The organism is Halobaculum sp. D14, assembly GCF_051195135.1.
Lineage (GTDB): Archaea > Halobacteriota > Halobacteria > Halobacteriales > Haloferacaceae > JBNTKA01.
Genome location: NZ_JBNTKA010000001.1, coordinates 113,819 through 131,329 on the forward strand (window position 1 = coordinate 113,819; position 17,511 = coordinate 131,329).

Annotated in this window: 20 protein-coding genes; 11 read left to right on the forward strand and 9 right to left on the reverse strand. The window is 72.1% G+C overall.

What is annotated here, in order from left to right; genetic code table 11:
• Nucleotides 1–66 precede the first annotated feature (66 nt).
• Nucleotides 67–810, forward strand: a complete 744-nt coding sequence (locus ACQUST_RS00505) for a DNA polymerase sliding clamp (RefSeq protein WP_435123825.1) — start codon at nucleotides 67–69, stop codon at nucleotides 808–810.
• A gap of 174 nt (nucleotides 811–984) precedes the next feature.
• Here the strand turns inward: ACQUST_RS00505 and ACQUST_RS00510 are convergent, their stop codons facing one another.
• Nucleotides 985–1,581 carry a DUF7474 family protein gene (locus ACQUST_RS00510; protein WP_435123827.1) on the reverse strand — a complete coding sequence of 199 codons (597 nt, stop codon included), beginning with the start codon at nucleotides 1,579–1,581 and terminating at the stop codon, nucleotides 985–987.
• Between the two features lie 142 nt (nucleotides 1,582–1,723).
• Between ACQUST_RS00510 and hemB the strand changes: the two genes are divergently transcribed.
• Entirely contained in the window at nucleotides 1,724–2,704 is a 981-nt protein-coding gene (hemB, locus tag ACQUST_RS00515; protein WP_435123829.1) for a porphobilinogen synthase, read from the forward strand.
• Nucleotides 2,705–2,873: 169 nt separating this feature from the next.
• Entirely contained in the window at nucleotides 2,874–3,374 is a 501-nt protein-coding gene (locus ACQUST_RS00520) for a DedA family protein (protein ID WP_435126055.1), read from the forward strand.
• Between the two features lie 142 nt (nucleotides 3,375–3,516).
• Here the strand turns inward: ACQUST_RS00520 and ACQUST_RS00525 are convergent, their stop codons facing one another.
• Nucleotides 3,517–3,684: a DUF6757 family protein gene (locus tag ACQUST_RS00525; protein WP_435123831.1), complete on the reverse strand. Its 168-nt coding sequence runs from the start codon at nucleotides 3,682–3,684 to the stop codon at nucleotides 3,517–3,519.
• Nucleotides 3,685–3,769: 85 nt separating this feature from the next.
• Nucleotides 3,770–4,561: a PHP domain-containing protein gene (locus ACQUST_RS00530; protein WP_435123833.1), complete on the reverse strand. Its 792-nt coding sequence runs from the start codon at nucleotides 4,559–4,561 to the stop codon at nucleotides 3,770–3,772.
• 143 nt (nucleotides 4,562–4,704) lie between these two features.
• Here ACQUST_RS00530 and ACQUST_RS00535 point away from each other — a divergent pair, with 143 nt between their 5' ends.
• The gene (locus ACQUST_RS00535) at nucleotides 4,705–4,989 is read left to right on the forward strand and encodes a DUF5789 family protein (protein WP_435123835.1); all 285 of its coding nucleotides are present in this window, start codon (nucleotides 4,705–4,707) and stop codon (nucleotides 4,987–4,989) included.
• 121 nt (nucleotides 4,990–5,110) lie between these two features.
• On the opposite strand, the gene ACQUST_RS00540 is transcribed toward ACQUST_RS00535, so the two are convergent.
• On the reverse strand, nucleotides 5,111–6,160 hold the full coding sequence (locus tag ACQUST_RS00540; RefSeq protein ID WP_435123836.1) for a DUF5784 family protein: 1,050 nt from the start codon (nucleotides 6,158–6,160) through the stop codon (nucleotides 5,111–5,113).
• Nucleotides 6,161–6,287: 127 nt separating this feature from the next.
• Between ACQUST_RS00540 and ACQUST_RS00545 the strand changes: the two genes are divergently transcribed.
• Nucleotides 6,288–6,449 (forward strand): DUF5786 family protein, encoded by a 162-nt coding sequence (locus tag ACQUST_RS00545; protein WP_435126057.1) that lies wholly within the window; start codon nucleotides 6,288–6,290, stop codon nucleotides 6,447–6,449.
• 137 nt (nucleotides 6,450–6,586) lie between these two features.
• Here ACQUST_RS00545 and ACQUST_RS00550 read toward each other — a convergent pair whose 3' ends face one another.
• Nucleotides 6,587–7,606 carry an NAD(P)H-binding protein gene (locus ACQUST_RS00550; RefSeq protein WP_435123837.1) on the reverse strand — a complete coding sequence of 340 codons (1,020 nt, stop codon included), beginning with the start codon at nucleotides 7,604–7,606 and terminating at the stop codon, nucleotides 6,587–6,589.
• A 153-nt stretch (nucleotides 7,607–7,759) separates the two neighbouring features.
• On the opposite strand from ACQUST_RS00550, the gene ACQUST_RS00555 reads away from it, so the two are divergent.
• The 3 genes from ACQUST_RS00555 to ACQUST_RS00565 all read left to right on the forward strand — a co-directional run bounded on the left by ACQUST_RS00555 (nucleotide 7,760) and on the right by ACQUST_RS00565 (nucleotide 10,337).
• A complete protein-coding gene (locus ACQUST_RS00555) occupies nucleotides 7,760–7,978 on the forward strand; it encodes a DUF7561 family protein (RefSeq protein ID WP_435123838.1) in 219 nt (72 codons plus the stop codon).
• An 81-nt stretch (nucleotides 7,979–8,059) separates the two neighbouring features.
• On the forward strand, nucleotides 8,060–9,976 hold the full coding sequence (locus ACQUST_RS00560; RefSeq protein ID WP_435123840.1) for a helicase C-terminal domain-containing protein: 1,917 nt from the start codon (nucleotides 8,060–8,062) through the stop codon (nucleotides 9,974–9,976).
• Nucleotides 9,977–10,151: 175 nt separating this feature from the next.
• Nucleotides 10,152–10,337, forward strand: coding sequence for a hypothetical protein (locus tag ACQUST_RS00565; RefSeq protein WP_435123842.1), 186 nt, complete (start codon nucleotides 10,152–10,154; stop codon nucleotides 10,335–10,337).
• 103 nt (nucleotides 10,338–10,440) lie between these two features.
• On the opposite strand, the gene ACQUST_RS00570 is transcribed toward ACQUST_RS00565, so the two are convergent.
• The 3 genes from ACQUST_RS00570 to ACQUST_RS00580 form a co-directional block, all read right to left on the reverse strand.
• The gene (locus tag ACQUST_RS00570; RefSeq protein ID WP_435123844.1) at nucleotides 10,441–11,562 is read right to left on the reverse strand and encodes a 60S ribosomal export protein NMD3; all 1,122 of its coding nucleotides are present in this window, start codon (nucleotides 11,560–11,562) and stop codon (nucleotides 10,441–10,443) included.
• A gap of 90 nt (nucleotides 11,563–11,652) precedes the next feature.
• Nucleotides 11,653–12,753: a DUF7096 domain-containing protein gene (locus ACQUST_RS00575; RefSeq protein WP_435123846.1), complete on the reverse strand. Its 1,101-nt coding sequence runs from the start codon at nucleotides 12,751–12,753 to the stop codon at nucleotides 11,653–11,655.
• Nucleotides 12,754–12,864: 111 nt separating this feature from the next.
• Nucleotides 12,865–14,097 (reverse strand): helix-turn-helix transcriptional regulator, encoded by a 1,233-nt coding sequence (locus ACQUST_RS00580; protein WP_435123847.1) that lies wholly within the window; start codon nucleotides 14,095–14,097, stop codon nucleotides 12,865–12,867.
• A gap of 137 nt (nucleotides 14,098–14,234) precedes the next feature.
• On the opposite strand from ACQUST_RS00580, the gene ACQUST_RS00585 reads away from it, so the two are divergent.
• Together ACQUST_RS00585 and ACQUST_RS00590 are read left to right on the forward strand one after the other, a co-directional pair.
• A complete protein-coding gene (locus tag ACQUST_RS00585; protein ID WP_435123848.1) occupies nucleotides 14,235–14,408 on the forward strand; it encodes a DUF7554 family protein in 174 nt (57 codons plus the stop codon).
• 37 nt (nucleotides 14,409–14,445) lie between these two features.
• Nucleotides 14,446–15,024 (forward strand): 2'-5' RNA ligase family protein, encoded by a 579-nt coding sequence (locus tag ACQUST_RS00590; RefSeq protein ID WP_435123850.1) that lies wholly within the window; start codon nucleotides 14,446–14,448, stop codon nucleotides 15,022–15,024.
• A gap of 60 nt (nucleotides 15,025–15,084) precedes the next feature.
• Here the strand turns inward: ACQUST_RS00590 and lpdA are convergent, their stop codons facing one another.
• Nucleotides 15,085–16,509 (reverse strand): dihydrolipoyl dehydrogenase, encoded by a 1,425-nt coding sequence (lpdA, locus tag ACQUST_RS00595; RefSeq protein ID WP_435123852.1) that lies wholly within the window; start codon nucleotides 16,507–16,509, stop codon nucleotides 15,085–15,087.
• 300 nt (nucleotides 16,510–16,809) lie between these two features.
• On the opposite strand from lpdA, the gene engB reads away from it, so the two are divergent.
• Nucleotides 16,810–17,430 (forward strand): GTP-binding protein EngB, encoded by a 621-nt coding sequence (engB, locus tag ACQUST_RS00600; RefSeq protein ID WP_435123853.1) that lies wholly within the window; start codon nucleotides 16,810–16,812, stop codon nucleotides 17,428–17,430.
• The last annotated feature ends 81 nt before the right edge of the window (nucleotides 17,431–17,511 follow it).

The window sequence follows — 17,511 nt, forward strand, 5'->3', positions numbered from 1 at the left end:
CGCGAGCGCGGGCGCGCGCACCCGAACCGCGGGTATTTTGAGGGGGTCAACCGAAGGTTTCCTCATATGTTCAAGGCCATCGTGAGCGCGTCGACCCTCCGGGACGCGCTCGACTCGGTGAGCGTGCTGGTCGACGAGTGCAAGGTCCACCTCAACGACGACGAATTCGCCATCCGCGCCGTCGACCCCGCGAACGTCGGCATGGTCGACCTGACGCTCGAGGCGGCGGCGTTCGAGTCGTACGAGGCCGACGGCGGCGTCATCGGCGTGAACCTCAACCGGCTTGAGGACATCGCCGGCATGGCGAACGCGGACGACCTCATCCACCTCGAACTCGACGAGGAGACCCGGAAGCTCCACATCGAGATGGAGGGGCTGAGCTACACGCTCGCGCTCATCGACCCGGACTCCATCCGGCAGGAGCCCGACATCCCGGACCTCGACCTCCCCGCCGAAATCGTGCTCGAAGGCGCCCAGCTCGACCGCGGCATCAAGGCCGCCGACATGGTGTCCGACCACATCCGGCTGCGCGTCGACGAGGCGGAAGAGGCGTTCAGCATCGAAGCCGAGGGCGACACCGACGACGTCGACCTGAAACTGGAGCGCGACGACCTCATCGACCTGCAGGCCGGCCCGGCGGACTCGCTGTTCAGCCTCGACTACCTGAAGGACATGAACAAGGCGATTCCGTCTGACGCCGAGGTCCGCGTCGAACTCGGCGAGGAGTTCCCGGTGAAGCTCCACTACGAGTTCGCCGAAGGCATGGGCCGCGTCACGTTCATGCTGGCGCCGCGCATCCAGAGCGACTGACGCCGCCGCGCCCGCCCGGTCCGCGCCCGCCCGGTCCGCGCCCGCCCGTCCAGACGCCCTGCCCGACCTGCCCCCGGAGGGCCTCCGAAGTCCCGCCGCTCGTCACTCGCTCGCTTTTCGAACGAACTCGACTCCGAACGAATCGCGGCCGTTCCGTCGCGCGGCCGCTCCGCGCTACGCGGTGCCGCGGTGGCGGTCGATGACGCGCTTTGCGGCCTGCGCCTTCTCCTTCCAGCCGTAGCCGGCCTCGTAGACGTGGCGTTTGCTGTCGACGAGCTCCTCCGGGCTCGACTCCTCGAAGCCGCCGCGGCTCCACGTCCCGGAGTTGTGCAGCCACTCCACGACGTTCTGTCTGGTCTCCTCCCACGACAGCCCGACCATCTCGTACCACGCCACCAGCGCGAACACGGCGTTGTCGTGACAGCCCGGGTACGACCCTTCGCGGTAGATCGTCGCCATCGGCTCCCGCGTCGGCTCGGACACCTCCTCGCGGTACCGCTCCGCCGTCAGCAGCGACAGCCCGGCGTCCGTCTCGCGGACGCGGCCCTCCCGCTCCAGCAGGTCCAGCGCGGCGCGGTGCAGCCCCGACCACTCGTCGTGGACGGCGTGGCGCAGTGCCTCCTCGGTCACGGTCTCGCGGGTCAGGACGGCGAGCAGGTCCGTGTACGCCTTCTCGACGTGGTGCCACTCCGTCCCTTCGAACTCACAGCCCGCGTCGTGCAGGCTGTTCGTGGTGCGACAGCCCGGGCACGGATACGCGAACCGCGGCATAGCCGGTACACGGCGACGCGCCGACTTATCTCCCGTGGTTCACCGGGCCGCCGGCCGCGCCGCCGCGAGCGCTCACGGCAGAACCGCGGCAGTTCCGCGGGCGTCCGACGAGGTTTTGCGGTCGGCGCACCGACGCCGACACGTGAACCTCACCGACCGGCCGCGTCGGCTCCGCACGGACGGCGTCCGGCCGCTCGTCTCCGAGACGGAGCTGTCGGCCTCGGACCTCATCGCCCCGGTGTTCGTGGACGCGACCACGGACGAGCGCGTCCCCATCGAGTCGATGCCGGGCCACGAGCGCGTCCCGGTGGACGAGGCGGTCGCGCGCGTCCAGGAGGTGCTGGCGACCGGCGTCGAGGCCGTCATCGTCTTCGGCATCCCGGCGTCGAAGGACGCCGAGGGGTCGCGGGCGTACGCCGACGACGGCGTCGTTCAGCGCGCCGTCCGCCGCATCGACGCGGAGACCGACGCGTACGTCATCACCGACGTCTGCCTCTGTGAGTACACCGACCACGGCCACTGCGGCGTCCTCGAAGAACACGCCGCCGAGGACCCGACGCTCACCGTGAAGAACGACGAGACGCTCGACCTGCTCGCCCGCACCGCCGTCTCGCACGCCGACGCGGGCGCCGACATGGTCGCGCCGTCGTCGATGACCGACGGCATGGTCGCCGCCATCCGCGACGGCCTGGACGACGCCGGCCACGCCGAGGTGCCGATCATGAGCTACGCCGCGAAGTACGAGTCGGCGTTCTACGGGCCGTTCCGCGACGCCGCCGACGGCGCCCCCGCCTTCGGCGACCGGCGGCACTACCAGATGGACCCGGCGAACCGCCGGGAGGCCGCCCGCGAAACCCGAATCGACGCCGAGGAGGGCGCGGACGTCCTGATGGTGAAGCCGGCGCTGCCGTACCTCGACGTCGTCGCCGACGTCCGCGAGAACCACGACCGGCCGGTCGCCGCCTACAACGTCTCCGGCGAGTACGCGATGTTGCACGCCGCCGCCGACCGCGGCTGGCTCGACCTCGAAGCGACCGCCCGCGAGTCGCTGCTCGGCATCAAGCGCGCCGGCGCCGACCTCATCGTCTCCTACTTCGCCGAGGACGTCGCCGAGACGCTTTGACGCCGGAAGCGGCGTCGACGACCGCCGAACTCCGACTCTCCCTCGACTCGGGGCGCCGCTCCGTCGCTGCCGCCGGTGAACGCCGCGGTTCGCGCCGGAACTGCACGACACAAGCGATTTATCGCCCGGGTCGCTACGGACGGCCGTGACTCAGCCCACGCCGATAGAGATGATGCCGCAGTGGCTGGAAGGGCTGTTGACGTCGGAGTACGCGCTGCTGGCGCTGTTCGCGGTGTTCGTCCTGGAGGGCGCGATGCTGATGTACTTCATGCCGAGCGAACTGCTCGTCCCCGGCGCGATTCTGTTGGTCGGCGCGACGCCCGAGCGCGCCGTCGCCATCATCGCCGTGGCGGTTCTCGGCGCGACCGCCGGCCAGTACGCGCTGTTCCGCGTGGCGCGTCGCGGCGGCCGGGAGTACCTGCTGTCGAAGCGGTGGTTCCGGGTGAGCGAGTCGTCGATAGAACGGTTCGACGGCTGGTTCGAGCGGCACGGCCCGGCGGCGGTCGCCGTGTCGAACTCGCTGCTGTTCACGCGGGGGATGCTGACGGTCCCCGCCGGCTTTTCCGACCTCGACGGCCGGCGGTTCCTCGCGCTGTCGGCGCTCGGCACGCTGTGTTTCGAGTCGATTCTCGCCGCGCTGTACTTCGCCGGCGTCGACTTCCTGTTCTGAGCCGCAGACTCCGAAGCATCCGTCACGTCCGCAGAATCCGCCGGCAGCGACCCGCTCCACGATTCCGTTCCGGAGTCACCGCCCTCGGTTCGGTGCCGGGTTCGCTGTTCGTCTCGCCGAACGTCTCCGGCCGTCGGTGCTGTTACTCGTCGGCCTGCGTGACGTCGACGCGCTCGCGGAGCGCCTCCAGCCCCTCGTGCTCCGTCAGTTCCTCGACGCGCTCGCGGAAGTGCTGCTCGCAGAGCCCGACAGAGACGCCGCCCTGCTCTGCGGCGTACGCCGCGTCGCGTTCGCAGTAGTGGCACTGCATACCCGAATCTTCGCGGTCCACGGGGTTAAGCCTCTTCCCCGGAGCGGCCGGGTCGGCCCGGCCCGGACTCACCGCCTCGCGCGGCTCAGACGCCGCTGAGTCGGTCGCGGACGCGGTGCCAGTGCTCGCGGTCGAGGCCGGCGACGCCGAGCCGTTCGTCGTGGGCGTCGCTGCCGCCGGTGAGAAGCAGGTCGTGTTCGACGGCGGCCGCCTCGATTCGCCCCGGGTCCTCGTCGACGTCGTGGCGGTCGTACGGGTAGAACCGCTCCACCGCGTCGAGGTCGGCGCACCGCTCCAGGGCGGCGCCGGGGTCGTCGTAGCGGAACGGGTGCGCGAGGCCGACGAGGTCGCAGGCCTCCCGGAGGAGGTCGACGCCGCGGTCGAACGGCGTGACGTCGCGCGGCACGAAGCAGGGGCCGTCGTCGCCGATGAGTTCGTCGAACGCGCGCTCGACGTCGTACGGCGCGTCGCTGTCGGCGATGGCGCGGGCGATGTGCGGGCGGCCGAGCCCCTCGCGCGGTTCGACGTCGAGGTCGACGCCGAGTTCGGCTTCGACGGCTTCGATGATGCGGCGGCCGCGGTCGACGCGGTCGCGCTGCAGCCGGTCGCACTCCTCGCGGAGCGCGTCGGTTTCGGTGACGCCGTAGCCGAGCAGGTCGACCCGTTCGGCCGCGGTTTCGACGCGGAGTTCGATGCCGCGGACGACGGTGACGCCGCTGACCGTCGACACCGGCTCGTCGAGCCCGGGGTGGAGGCGGTCGTGGTCGGTGAGCGCGACGACGTCGACGCCGGCGCGGTCGGCCGCCGCCGGCAGCGTTTCGAGCGTGAGCGTGCCGTCCGACACCGTCGTGTGTGCGTGGAGGTCCGCGACGACCATGCCGAGGTGTCCGCCGGTGGCGAGGAAAGCCCTTGTGATGCACCGAATCCGAACTAAGGTTCATTAAGGTCACTTAGTCCGTTGGGTCAGTCCAATGTCCTACATGGACAACCATTATAAATCTCGGCGGGCTGGATTCGTGTATGCGCCTGACAGGCACCGATGCCGACCTGACCGACCACAGCTACCCCGCGACGTCCGGGGAACTCATCGACGCCTACGGTGAGTGCCGCATCGAACTCCAGGACGGAGCAGAGTCGGTCGGGACGGTACTCGGCCGGCTCGGCCCGGACACCTTCGAGTCCGCCGAAGAGGTCCGCGACGCGCTGTACGGCGGCGTCAGCGCCGAAGCCATCGGCCGACGCTTCTACAGCGACCGCGACGCGCCCGCCGTCGGCGAAGACGGCCCGACGCAGCTCTCGTTCTGAACGCACAGCGGCGCTCGGCTCCGTCGTCGCCGCGGCAACCCCGATTTTTCGAGGCGCAAACACGGCAGCGGCTGCTGCGTCGCTGTCGGTGTCGCCGTCTGCGTCGCCGTCCCCGGCGTCGCTACACCCACTCCAGCGCGCCGTCCAGCTCCAGCGGCACGCTCCCCTTCCGGTACGCCTCCGTCCGGCCGCTGGGACGCGACCGGAAGACGACGGCGGGCCGGTGGCCGACCTCGGGCTGCTCGCCGCGGACGGCCGCCCAGTCGTCGTCGAGGAACGACGAGCAGTCGACGAACAGCGTGACGCCGCCGCCGTGCGCTTCGAGCTGCCCGGACGTCTTCGTCTCGACCGTGTCGCGGACCGCCGCGGTCGGCGTGTTCGCGCTGCGGCGGTTCGGCGCCACCGGCCGCGTCACCTCCACCAGCACGGCGTCGTCGCCGCTGCCGCCCGGCCGCTCGGCGCGGAAGTCGATGACGTGGTCGGTCGTCACCTCGATTTCGGGCGTGATGTCGTAGTCGGCGAGCGTGAGCAGCCGCGCCACGTCGAACTCGCCCATCGTCGCCGTCATCCGGGTCTCGTCGAAGTACTCCGAGGTGCCGAGCTTCGCCGCCATCTCCTCGCGGTCGTCGTCGAGCACGCCGGTCGACAGGAACTCCTCGTAGAACGACAGCGCCTCCTCGCGCGTCGCGTCCGGGAAGCCGGCGGCGTACTCCCGGAAGAACTCCCGCGTCGTCTCCGCGCCGTCCTTCGAGCAGAACACGGGGAGGAAGAACCACGACACGTACGGGTACGACTCCAGCCACGGCTCGTCCTCGTGGAGCACCGCCGTCAGTTCGCGTTCGGCCCACCGCTGCACCGGGTACGGGACCGACTCGAGCGCGTACTTCTCGGTGCGCCACAGCGACGACGGCGTCTCGGTGTTGCCGAGCCAGTAGCCGCCGGGGCCGCCGTCGGTGCCTTCGGGGCCGTCGTCGCCGTCGGTCCAGCAGAACAGCGCGAGGCTGCCGTCGTCCATGTCGAACCGGCGGGCGTCGTAGCCGCTCGGCGCCTTGAACCACGGGCTGTCCATCTCCGCGCCGAGGTTCGCGTCGAGCGGCCGGTAGACGTCGCCGCGGACGCGGTCGAGCGACCAGGTGCCGGGGGCGTATCGGAACCGGAGGGGACGGGCCACACCGTCTCTCGTCGCGGCGGCGATTTCAAGCCACCGTCTCCCGCGCACATTTATTCCGGCCAATCTCACTTTGAATTTCACCCGAATCTATAAGCCAACCAGTGCCAAGTGTTGGCATACCATGTCGATGGGTGCGTACGACGACGAACACGAACGCCGCGAGCAGAAGACGAGAGTCGACGCCGACTTCGCCGAGGAGCGGTCGGAGTACCGCGGTTCGCTCACGTACGACTCCGGCGACGACGCCGACGCGCTGCTCGACCAGTTCCGCGAACTCAAACAGGAGTAGCGGCGGACGGCGACGACCGCGCGGCAGCCGACCGCGACCGCGACACGGTTTTGTGACACGCCACTGCCTCCGAGCCACGGCTCGTGACTGTCCCCGCGGCTCGGCCAGCGTCTCGGCCGACCGGCTCGACCGCTTCGTCAGGTCTGGAGCGGCGGCTCCGCGGCGGTCCCGGCCGAACCGGGGTCGGCGTCAGCGTCGTCGACGCCGAGCGCGCGACCCACCGCGTCCGACACCGGCGTCGACGGCGCGTCGCCGCCGACGTGGTCGTGGAGCGCGGCGCCGTCCGCGGCGACGAGCGGCGCGCGGAAGGCGTCGACGAACGCCGCCGCGTCGGCGGCGTCGACGTCGGCCGCCGAGGCGACCCAGCGCGCCGAGAGTCGACGCGCGGCCACCGGCACCGGCAGCGCGTACAGCCGCCCGCCGAGCGCCGCCCGAATCCGCCGCAGCAGCGACCCGAACGTCACCACGTCCGGCCCGCCGACGTCGAAGGTTCCGCCGGCGGCGTCGGGGGCGTCGACCGCGGCGACGAGCGACGCGACCAGGTCGTCGACGGCGACCGGCTGGCAGTCGGTGCGGACCCACCGCGGCGTCACCGCGACGGCGTGCCGCGCCGCGAGCCGCCGCGCGATTTCGAAGCTCCGCACTCCGGCGCCGACCACGACGCCCGTCCGGAGCGTCGTCACGGCCGTCTCCGCCGCGGGAGTACCGCCGGCAGCAACGTCGGCAGTCGTGTCGTCCGACTCGGCTTCGTCGCCGTCGGCGTCGCTGTCGGACGTGCCGGGGTCGCGGTCGCCGAGCGCGCCGAGCGTAACGATTCGGTCGACGCCGGCGGCCGCGGCGGCGTCGGCTGCGGCGGCGGCGACCGCGCGGGACTCGTCGGTCGGGAGGAGCGGGTCGTCGCCGAGGACGTACGCGGCGTCGACGGCGACGGCGGTGAGGAGGCGGGCGAGCGACTGGCCGGCGGTCGCGGAGGCGCCGGTGACCAGCCGGAACGACTCCGGGGCGGCCGGGTCGCCTTCGATGACGCGGACGTCGTCGCCGACGTCGACCGCGTCCGCGTCGCGGACCAGCACGACCGGCTCGTGGCCGGCGGCGGCGAGCGCCGGGACGAGCCGACCGCCGACCGGCCCGGCCGCGTCGGTCACGAGGACTCGCATACCGTGCGTATCGGCACCGGCTGACATAACCCCTTTGTCGCGCAGATTTCGTCGCCGCCCCGCGTGAGAACTGGGCGGCTCCGGCGCCGCGGCTCCGACTCGCCGACCCGTCGACGCCGCGGCGTTTATCCGGCGGCGGAGCGGAGCCGACGCATGGCGAAACGCCGCTGTGACGGCTGCGGGCAGCGTGTCAGGGTCGGCGGCGGCATCGGCGACCTGTGGTCGTTCGAGTCCGGCAGCACGCGGGGGCTGACGCTGGAGTTACGCGACGGCGCCGAGCGGTTCCTCTGTTACGACTGCATCGACCGGCTCCCGGACGACGAGCCGGTCACGGCGGACCACGTCGACGCCCTCGGCGACGCGGACCCGTAGCGGCGCCCGAACCTCGGCGCCGGCGCCGGGGTCGCTATCCGACACCCTTACCCTCGCGCCGGCGGTTCCATCCACCGAACAGTGGACCCCGACCGCATCCGTTCGTCGTTCCCGGCGCCCTCCTACCGCGGGAACCAGGAGGCCGCGCTGGCCGACATCCGCGACGCGTTCGCCGCCGGCAACGACGTCGTGCTGGTCCGCGCGCCGACCGGGAGCGGGAAGTCGTTGCTCGCGCGCGCGATCGCGGGCGCCGCGCGGACCGTCGAGGAGGCGTCGCCGGCGCAGGCCACCGGCGCATACTACACGACGCCGCAGGTGTCCCAGCTCGACGACGTCGCCGCGGACGACCTGCTCGACGACCTCAACGTCATCCGCGGGAAGTCCAACTACACCTGCATCCTGCCGGGCGAGGAGACGACGCCGGTGAACCAGGCGCCGTGCGCCCGCCAGCGCGGCTACGACTGCTCCGTGAAACACCGGTGTCCGTACTACTCCGACCGGGCCATCGCGTCGAACCGGTCCATCGCGGCGATGACGCTCGCGTACTTCATGCAGACCGCCGGCTCGGACGTGTTCCGGAAGCGCGACGTCGTCGTCGTCGACGAGGCGCACGGCCTCGCGGAGTGGGCCGAGATGTACGCCGCCATCGAACTCAGCCCGGAGACAGTACCGGTCTGGGACGACGTCACCGTCCCGGACGTCACCAACGCCGAGGTCGGTCCGGTCGAACGCACCTCCCGGTTCGCCGAGCAGCTCGCCGGCGTCTGCGAGCGCGCGAAAGACGACCTGCTCGCGCGCGACGAACTGACGCCGGAGCAGGCGGCGCGCCGCGACCGGCTGCAGGAGCTCCGTTCGGAGCTGAACTACTTCGTCGAGGACTACCGGGACCGGGACTCGGCGACGACGTGGGTGGTCGACCAGCCGGGCGGCGCGGACAGCCCGCTCACCGTGAAGCCGCTCGACCCCGAGAAGTACCTCAGCCACACCGTCTGGGAGCGCGGCAACAAGTTCGCGCTGCTGTCCGCGACGATTCTGAACAAGGCGGCGTTCTGCCGGCAGGTCGGCCTCGACCCGGACCGCGTCGCGCTCGTCGACGTCGGACACACCTTCCCGGTGGAGAACCGGCCGCTGTACGACGTGACGCAGGGGAAGATGACGTACGAGCACCGCGACGAGACGCTGCCGAAGGTCGCGCGGCTCTGCCTCCAGCTGATGGCGCGCCACCCCGACGAGAAGGGGCTGATTCACGCGCACAGCTACGCCATCGCGGACCGGCTCGCCGAGAAGTTCCGCGAGTTCGGCGTCGCCGCCCGCGTCCGGACGCACGGCCGCGCCGACCGCGACGCCCAACTCGAGGAGTGGAAGGCGACCGACCGCCCGGAGGTGTTCGTCTCCGTGAAGATGGAGGAGGCGCTCGACCTGCGCGGCGACCTCTGCCGCTGGCAGGTGCTGTGTAAGGCGCCGTACCTCAACACCGGCGACTCGCGGGTGGCGCGGCGGCTCGAAGAGGGGCAGTGGGCGTGGTACCACCGCGCCGCGCTGCGAACCGTGATTCAGGCGTGCGGCCGCGTCGTCCGCGCGCCGGACGACTACGGCGACACGTACCTCGCGGATTCGAGCCTGCTGGACCTGTTCGACCGCGCGGAGCACGACACGCCGTCGTGGTTCCGCGACCAGGTCGACCGGCTGTCGACGCCGGACCTCCCCGAGTTCGACCCGGCGGCCGCGCTCGCCGGCGTCGACGCCGAACCGGGGCCGAGCGGCATCGCCGGCGGCTCCCCCGGCGGAACGCGCAGCGGCCGTAACGCCGGCGGACGCAGCGGCCGCGGCGGCAGCAGTAGCAGCGCCGGCGGCGGACGCGGCGGCGCCGGGTCGACGTCGCGGTCCATCGGCTCCGCGTCCGGCTCGTCCACCGCCTCGTCTTCTTCGTCCTCGTCCTCCGACGGCGACGACGACCCGATGGCGGACCATCCGCTGTCGGACGTCTGGGGCGAGTAGCGGCCGCGGCGACACCGCGGTGTTCTACGTTTCCGCCCGACAGCGACGCCCTCCAACATCGGCCGAGCCGTGGGGAGTGCCTAGTACGTGGGAGAATACCGTCCGCACGCTCCGGCGCCCTTCATGACATATTATCTCACGAAGGATTATGTATCACCTTCCACATTGAGTGGACATGAGCCGGCAGGCGGCCCAGACGGCGCTGACGCTGTACGACGCGGGAACACTGACAGCCGCGCAGGCGGCCCGGCGCGCGGGCGTGTCCGAGCGGCGGTTCGCGGCGCTGTGCGAGCGGTTCGGCGTGGACCGCCCGGCCCCGCAGGCTGCGGCGTCGTCGACGCGGCCCGCGAACGCCGACTGAGAGCCGAGCAGCGACCATCCGAGCGGAGCCGAGACTCCCCGGCACTTTTCGCGCAGTCGACCGGAGGAACAGCGGCAGGTCTTGCGGAGCGGCGTCGGTTCGGTCAGTCCTCGTCGTCGGGCAGCACGTACAGCCCGGCGTCGGTCTTCAGCGCGGGGACGTCGTCGGCGTCGGCGTCGAAGTAGTCCGGCTTCGGCACCGTCACTGACTCGAACGTCTCCGGGTCGAGCACCTGCACCGCGTTGTCGTCCTCGACGGCGACGACGGTGGTGTCGGCGGCGTCGTCGGCTTCGCCGACCTTCTCCGCGTCCGGGGTTTCGCCCTCCTCGAACGACGCCTCGTAGTGGTCGCCGGAGGCCAGCCTGACGCCCTTCAGGTTCCCCTGGACGGACCGGACGAGCACGGGGCCGTCGCCGTCGTCCGGGTCGATGACGTCGCCGGGGCGGAACTTCGGGAGCCGGACCGGGAAGGTGACGCGGTACACCTCGTTGCCGTCGCCGTCCTCCGTGACGAGCGTCGGCGCTTCGGTGAAACTGCCGCCGAGCCGGTCGGTGACGCGGGTCGCGACGGCCTTCCCGAGCTTGTTCGTCGAGAGCTTGATGTCCTTCCCCTCCGGCTGGTCGATGATCTCGGTGACGAACGCGTCGCGGTCGCCGTCGGCCTCCCGGCGCTGGACGAGCGACTCGGCGATGTCGACGGCTTCGCGCTGCTCGTCGGCGTCGGGGACGCGGTCGCGGCCTCGAATCTGGACCTCGGCGGCGTAGCTGCCGCCGGCGACGCGGCCGCAGCGCTGGCAGGTCTGTCGGGATATCTTCACGGGGACGACGACCTCCTCGGTGATGGGGGTGTCGCGGACGACGCCGGAGAACTGACAGTGCATCCGGATGGTGTTCTGGTCGACCTGTTCGGGGTCGACGCCCCACTGCATCTGCTCGGCGTTGACGTGGACCGCGAGCGCCTCCGACACCTCGTCGACGGCGACGTCGGTGTAGTCGCGGGCGCCGACGTCGACCCAGCGGTTGCCGCGGTGGACCGCGCCGCAGCCCGAACACACCATCACTTCGATGCGGTCGGGCGCGTCCACCAGGTCGAAGTCCTCGAAGTAGCAGGCGTCACACAGCATCCGGTCGCGCTCGCGCGGCGCGCCCGGGAGCGGCTCCTCCCGCTCGGGTACGGCGTCGCCGCACCGCGGACAGAACTCCCGGGAGCCACGAGATTCGCTCATGTTGGCCGTCGTAGGCGACTCCGCGGTTTAAGCGGCCCGGCTGGCTCCGGCCGTTCTCGGCTGCGCTGACTCGTCCGCGGCGGCGCCGCCTCAGCCGGCCGACGGCGTCGCGGTCGCGGTGGCGGCGTCCGCGCCTCTGGCACCGGAGTCGGCGCCGCCGGGCGCGTCATCGCGGTCCGTTCGGCGCTGCTCGTCGCCCGACCCCGCGCCGGGGTCGGCGCTTCCGTCACCGCTGCTGTTCCCGTCCGCGCCGTCCGCCGCGCCCGAGGCGCCCGCTCCGGCGGACGAACCGTTGCCGGCGCCGCCGGAGCCGCCGCTGGACGAGTCACCGGCTGCAGAAGACCCTTCGCCCGCAGACGTCGCGTTTCCCGCCGAGCGGTTCGCCGCGCCGGCGTCTCGGTCGCCGCCGGCGTCTCGGTCGCCGCCGGCGTTCGACCGGTTCGCTGCCGCGCCGCCGCCGCCGACGGTGCGGTTCGCGCGGTCGGCCTGCTCGCCGGCGCCGCGGGAACTGTTCGTCGCGTTTCCGGGCGTCTCCGGCGGCTCGCCCGGCGCGTCGCCGCCGGCGTCCTCAGGCGGGCCGCGTCGGTCGCCGTCCGACTCGTTCCCCCGCCCGCGGTTCCCCGGGGCTTCCGGCGGGCCGCCGAACCCGGAGCCGACGCGCTCGCCGGCGATTTCGCGGGCGGCTTCGGCCGCCTCGCCGTCGTTCATCGCCGCCGCGCCGCGCCGGAGCTGCCGGAGCGCCGTGACGTTCACGCCGTGCTCCCGCAGCGTCTCGGCGGGGAGCCGGTCTGCCACCTCGGCGGTCGTGTTGAGCTGGCGTTCGAGCGCCCGTGACTCGGCGACGACCCGCGCCAGTTTGGACCGGTATTCGGCGCGGGACATCGTCCCGTTCTGGTACTGCGCCCGCAGCGTCTCGCGGCGTTCGCGAAGCGCCTGCAGCCGGTCGCGTGCCGACGCGGACTCGGCGGCGACGACCGCGGCCGTCGAGGCGTTCGAGTCCGCCGCGGCGAGCCGCTGGCTGAGCGCGCGGCTCGCGACTTCGCCGTCGATTTCGGCGCCCTGAACGCCGACGACGCCGGCGAACGTCGCGCCGGGCTGTTGCCCGCCGGACTCCTGTGCGACCGCCGCGGTCGCCGGGACTCCGGCCGCGAGCACCGCGGCGACCACGAACAGCACCGTCAAGCGTCGCATATCTCACCCGACGCGCTCCGCCCACTAATACCGTCCACTCCCTTCCGTCGGATTTACCGCGGTTAAGCGACGTTAAGCCGCGCCGACCGTGCGGCTCCACCCCGGCGCCCGTCAGCGGTTTCGCGGGCCGTCCCCGTCGTCTGCGTCGCCACCGTCGTCAGCGTCGTCGGCGACGGAGCCGCTGTCGGGGAACTGCTCGTCCTCCTCGGGGAGCCGGAGGACGTTCTCGCGGCCGAGCCGGAAGCTCTCCAGTTCGCCGGCGTCGCGGAGCTGCCCGACGACCTGGCTCGTCCGGGCGGCGCTCCACCCGAGTTCCTCGGTCACCTCGGCCTGCTTCATCCGGCCGCCGCGCTCTGCCACCAGCCTGAGCACCCGTTCGCGCGGACTCAGCAGCTCCGCCGGCGTCTCGGACGCAGCACCCCCCGATTCCGGCTCGGTTTCCTCAGTTTTCTCTCCTTCCTCGGCCTCTTCGGCGGCTCCGCCGCCTGCTTCGGCTCCGGAGGCAGCCGTCGACTCCGCGGCCGTCTCCTCGTCGCCGGGCGCTGCGTCTGCCGCGGCTGCGCCGGAGCCCGTGTCCCGGGCGGCTTCGCCGTGTTCGTGGCTGCGGTCGAGCGGGAAGGCGCCGCGGCGTCGGAGCAGCGCGGCGCCCGCGACGCCGAGCAGGACGACGACGGCGAGCGCGAGATACGCCGGCCGAATCGGGAGCGCGGACGTCGGGGCCACGACCACCCGGGGCTGATTCGGCCCGAAGTCGCGCTCGCCGCGCCACGTCACGTAGGTGTCGCCGCGGTCGTCGGGGTTCGGGTCGACCGAGCGGAGTTCGTAGCCGTCGGGCCACGACACGGTGAACGAGGTTCCGGCGTCGAGGTACAGGCCGGCGAGCGCGTCGCCGGCGACCAGCCGGTTCCCCTCGGTCGCCGCGAAGTTCGTCCACCGGAACCGGTAGACGACGTAGCCGTACCGCGTCGGCACCTGCTGGATTCGGGTCGTCACGGAGACGTTCGTAATCGACATCTCGCGGCCGGTCGCGTTCTCGGCGACCGCGGCGGTCGACCGCATCCGGGCGGCGAACTGGTCGGTGTACGCGGACGTGTTCGCGCGGACGTCCGCCTGGAGTTCGCGGAACGCCGCGGTCGTGTTCTCGTCGCCGAGGCGGACCTGATACGAGATGGTCCAGGCGGCGTCGCCGTCGGCCGCCACGTCGGCGCGCATCGACACCTGGTCGGCCTCGACGTCGCCGGTCTGCGCGAAGCCGCCGTCGGCGAAGCCGCTCGCCGCCCCGGCCGGCGCGACGACCGACCCGAGGAGGGCTGCGACGAGCAGCGCCGCGACGGCTCGATGCATACTCCCGGGTGTGCCCGGCCGACTCAAAACGGTTGTCACCGCGGACGCCCGGTGACAGCCGGGAGACAGGACCGCGGAGCGTCCGGCGCAGCGCGGCCCCCCCCGCGTTTTTGTTCTCAGGCGCCGAGACCGGGCGTATGGACGTCGAAGACCTACTGAAGCTGGTGCTCGTACTCGTCGTCGTGTGGCTCGTCGTCGAAATCATCACCGAGGTGCTCGGCTTCGCGCTCGGCGTCGTCAGCGCGCTCCCGTCGATACTCGGCGTCGTCGTCGTGGTGCTCATCGTGCTGTGGCTGCTCGACCGCATCTGAGCCGGTTGACAGCCTGAACGCGCCCGTCCCGGCCGCCGTGCAGCGACTCGCCGCGGCGCTCCGCGACGACCTCGGCGGCTTCCGGTCGGTCCGCGACCGCCACACGCTCGTCGTGAAGCGACTCGGCGACGCCGCGGCGACGGACCGCGGGCCGGAGCCGCGAGACGACACGGCGGCGGCTGCGGCGCTCCGCGAGACGCTCCGGCCCGTGTTGCGCGACACCGACCCGTTCCCGGCGCGCGTCGACGGCCTCGACGTGCTCGCCGCGCCGAGCGGCGACGCCGTCGTCTCCCTCTCGGTCGACAGCCCCGGACTGGTCCGGCTGCACCGCCGGCTCGCCGCCGAGTTCGGCGCCGTCGACCGCGTCGAGGGCGACGCGTACCTGCCGCACGTCACGCTCGCCCGCGGCTGGAGCGGACCCGGGAACGAAAATGGGGACGGGAGCCGGAACGGAGACGGGAGCGAGAACGGGAGCGCGGACGCGTCGCTCCGGGCGGTGACGGCGCGGCTCCGCGGCAGAATCGAATCGGCGGTGCCGGTCGAGTGGACCGTCGACGAACTCGGCCTGTGGAGCCGCGAGTACCGCGAGTTCGTCTGGCGCGAGCCGCTCGGCTGAGCCGCGACTCGGTCGGCCGAACGTAGTCGAACCGCTCGACGGTGGGCGGCCGCGTCGCCGTCAGCGGTTCAGCGTGTGAATCGCCTGCCCCAGCGCGTTCTCGGCCGCCTCCATCACCGCCTCCGCGAGCGTCGGGTGGGTGTGGACGGTGGCGGCGACGTCTTCGAGCGTCGCGCCCATCTCGATGGCGAGCGCGAGCTCCGCGATCAGTTCGGAGGCGTCCGGGCCGACGATCTGCCCGCCGAGCACGAACCCGGACTCCTCGTCGGCGACGACGCGGACGAAGCCGTCGGTGTCGCCGGTCGTCATGGCGCGGCCGGAGGCGTTGAACGGCATCTGCCCGACGACCGGGTCGAAGCCGTCGTCGGCCGCCTCCGCTTCCGTGAGGCCGACGGTCGCGATCTCCGGGTCGGTGAACACGGCCGCCGGAATCGCCTGCTGGTCGAGCGCCGCCGGCTCACCGGCCGCCGCTTCGGCGGCGACGATGCCCTCCTTGCTGGCCTTGTGCGCGAGCATCGGCTCGCCGGCGACGTCGCCGACGGCGAACACGTGCTCGACGTCCGTCCGGGCCTGGTGGTCCGTTTCGAGGAAGCCGTCGTCGTTCGGTTCGAGCCCGATTTCGTCGAGGTCGAGCGTGTCCGTGACCGGCGAGCGGCCGACGGCGACCAGCACCGCGTCGGCCTGGTACTCGCTGCGGTCCCCGGCCTCGGTTTCGGTGGCGACCGTGACGCCCTCGCCGTTCTCGTACCACTCGGCGGCGCCCTCGCCGAAGTTGAACTCGACGCCGAGGCCCTCGGCGCGCCGCCGCACGACGCTCCGGACGTCCTCCTCGTACCCCGGGAGGACGTCGTCGAGCATCTCGACGACCGTGACGTCGGTGCCGAGTTTCGCGAGCATCGTCGACAGCTCCATGCCGATGTAGCCGGCGCCGACGACGACGAGCCGGTCCGGCGTCTCGGTCATGCCGAGCAGGTCCCGCGAGGAGAGGACGTTCTCGCCGTCGAACTCGAACCCCGGAATCTGGACGGGGCGCGACCCGGTGGCGATGACGGCGTTGTCGAACTCGATGGACTCGCTGCCCTGCCCGTCGCCGCCGTGCGCGACGCGGAGCCGGTTCTCGTCGGCGAACGTCGCGGTGCCCTGCACGAGGTTGACGCCGTTCGCCTTGCAGAGCTTCTCGACGCCGCCGGTGAGCTGGTCGACGACGCCCTGCTTCCACTCTTGCATCTGCCTGACGTCGACCGCCGGGTCGGCGTGGATGCCCATCTCCTCGGCGGACCCCGCCTCGTGGGCGACGTCGGCGCCGTGAATGAACGCCTTCGACGGGATGCAGCCGTGGTTCAAGCAGGTGCCGCCGTAGGCGTCCCGCTCGATGAGCGTCGTGTCGAGCCCGTGCTGTGCCGCGCGGATGGCGGCGACGTAGCCGCCCGGCCCCGCGCCGATGACTGCGACGTCCGTCCCGGTGGAGATGTCTCCGACGACCATGCCCCGCCGTTCCGCCCCCGGGGCCATAAACAGGCAGGAATTGCGGCCGCCCGCGCCGCGTCGCCCGGCCACACCACGCCGGGTTTCCCGCAGCCCTCCATCATGGCGCGCGGCGGCCGCGCTGCGTCGCGGCCGGGAGCGCGCGAGGGGCGGCGGCGCGGCCGAGCGGCAGCGAGGGCGCGCCGGCGTCGGCTGGGGAGGGCGAGGCCGCCGTCGTGCAGGCCCGCGGCCCGGACTCCGGAACCGCCGTCAGCGCCGGCAGTCGCGCGGTTTATCCGGCTCAGCGCCCTTCCGCCGAGTATGCCCTTCGAGAACCGGCCGAACTGCGACGCCGAGGTCGTCCTGGTCGGCCGGTCGAACGTCGGGAAGTCGACGCTGATGCGCGAACTCACCGGCCACGACTTCACGACCGGGAAGAAGCCCGGCGTCACCCGGCAGCCGAACCACTACGACTGGTCAAGCGAGAGCTTCATGTTCACCGACCTGCCCGGGTTCGGCTTCATGTCCGGCGTCGAAGCCGACCACCGCGAAGCCATCAAGACCGACGTCGTCCGGTACGTCGAGGAGAACGCCGACAGCATCCTCGCCGGCGTCCTCGTCATCGACGGCAAGAGCGTCATCGACATCATCGACCGGCACAGCGGCGACGGCGAAATCCCGCACGACGTCGAACTGTTCGGCTTCCTGCAGGACGTCGACGTCCAACCGGTCGTCGCCGTCAACAAGATGGACAAAGTCGACGACCGAGACGAACGCCTGAACGAACTCTGCGACCGCCTCGGGCTGTACCCGCCGTGGCAGCAGTGGGACGAAATCGCGCCCGTCACCGCCAAACGCGGCAGCATCGGCCCGCTGCGCGAGGCGCTCCGCGACGTGTTCCACGACCACAACCGCGACGACCTGCTGAAGTTCGTCGCCTGACCCGCCGCGGTTCGACGCTGCCCGGCGCCGTCCGGCGACGCAGCCGGCGGTTCGAGGACAACCTTCTTGGCCGGCGCCGCG

Excerpts from the sequence above, each read along its gene's own strand:
- ACQUST_RS00550 (WP_435123837.1), bottom strand. The coding sequence starts at position 7,606 with ATGCGAGTCCTCGTGACCGACGCGGCCGGGCCGGTCGGCGGTCGGCTC.
- ACQUST_RS00520 (WP_435126055.1), top strand. The coding sequence starts at position 2,874 with ATGATGCCGCAGTGGCTGGAAGGGCTGTTGACGTCGGAGTACGCGCTG.
- ACQUST_RS00535 (WP_435123835.1), top strand. The coding sequence starts at position 4,705 with ATGCGCCTGACAGGCACCGATGCCGACCTGACCGACCACAGCTACCCC.
- ACQUST_RS00575 (WP_435123846.1), bottom strand. The coding sequence starts at position 12,753 with ATGCGACGCTTGACGGTGCTGTTCGTGGTCGCCGCGGTGCTCGCGGCC.
- ACQUST_RS00565 (WP_435123842.1), top strand. The coding sequence starts at position 10,152 with ATGAGCCGGCAGGCGGCCCAGACGGCGCTGACGCTGTACGACGCGGGA.
- ACQUST_RS00545 (WP_435126057.1), top strand. The coding sequence starts at position 6,288 with ATGGGTGCGTACGACGACGAACACGAACGCCGCGAGCAGAAGACGAGA.
- ACQUST_RS00525 (WP_435123831.1), bottom strand. The coding sequence starts at position 3,684 with ATGCAGTGCCACTACTGCGAACGCGACGCGGCGTACGCCGCAGAGCAG.
- ACQUST_RS00505 (WP_435123825.1), top strand. The coding sequence starts at position 67 with ATGTTCAAGGCCATCGTGAGCGCGTCGACCCTCCGGGACGCGCTCGAC.
- ACQUST_RS00580 (WP_435123847.1), bottom strand. The coding sequence starts at position 14,097 with ATGCATCGAGCCGTCGCGGCGCTGCTCGTCGCAGCCCTCCTCGGGTCG.
- lpdA (WP_435123852.1), bottom strand. The coding sequence starts at position 16,509 with ATGGTCGTCGGAGACATCTCCACCGGGACGGACGTCGCAGTCATCGGC.
- engB (WP_435123853.1), top strand. The coding sequence starts at position 16,810 with ATGCCCTTCGAGAACCGGCCGAACTGCGACGCCGAGGTCGTCCTGGTC.
- ACQUST_RS00510 (WP_435123827.1), bottom strand. The coding sequence starts at position 1,581 with ATGCCGCGGTTCGCGTATCCGTGCCCGGGCTGTCGCACCACGAACAGC.
- ACQUST_RS00585 (WP_435123848.1), top strand. The coding sequence starts at position 14,235 with ATGGACGTCGAAGACCTACTGAAGCTGGTGCTCGTACTCGTCGTCGTG.
- ACQUST_RS00530 (WP_435123833.1), bottom strand. The coding sequence starts at position 4,561 with ATGGTCGTCGCGGACCTCCACGCACACACGACGGTGTCGGACGGCACG.
- ACQUST_RS00555 (WP_435123838.1), top strand. The coding sequence starts at position 7,760 with ATGGCGAAACGCCGCTGTGACGGCTGCGGGCAGCGTGTCAGGGTCGGC.
- ACQUST_RS00570 (WP_435123844.1), bottom strand. The coding sequence starts at position 11,562 with ATGAGCGAATCTCGTGGCTCCCGGGAGTTCTGTCCGCGGTGCGGCGAC.